1 pseudogene is annotated in these 570 nt (G+C 73.0%); it reads right to left on the reverse strand.

The features are described from left to right. Positions 1 to 570 (reverse strand): annotated as a pseudogene (locus tag O3Q52_RS53935) (hypothetical protein); the annotation flags it as partial.

Raw genomic sequence — 570 nt, forward strand, 5'->3', positions numbered from 1 at the left:
GGCCCGCCCCTGATCCTGCTCCGGCCGCTCGATCCGCCCGTACGCCCATGCGCCCGCTCCACCGGCCCACCGGATCCACTCCGCCAGCAGCGGATCGTCCGCGAACGTCCGCGCGGGCACGGCCCGCAGCTCGGCGACGGGTCCGGAACCGCCACCGGCGTCGGCGGTGACGAGTCCCACCAGCCGGTCCCCGGCGAACAGCGCGGCCCCCGACATTCCCGCCCAGCCGCTGCCGGGCATCGGCCGCGCGAGCGCGCCGGTCGTGATGACCCAGTGCCCGGACCGCACCCCCGACAGCGGGTGCACGACCCCGCCGAACTGCCGGGACTCGCGCACCCTGTCCACCACATCGTGGTCGGGGAAGCCGACGGCGGTGACCTCGACCGGGTCGGCGGAGACGAGATCGGCCCAGTACGTCGTCGACCACCCGGCCGGTGACGTCGCCTGGTCGGCGTCCTCGGTGACCAGCAGGTTCGTGTACTCGGACTTGGTCAGATCGGCGAAGGACGTCGGCGGAGCCAGCTTCCGCTTGTCGAAATACGCCTTGTCGTAGGTGGGGCAGATGTCACC

The organism is Streptomyces sp. ActVer, from assembly GCF_027270795.1.
Lineage (GTDB): Bacteria > Actinomycetota > Actinomycetes > Streptomycetales > Streptomycetaceae > Streptomyces > Streptomyces umbrinus_A.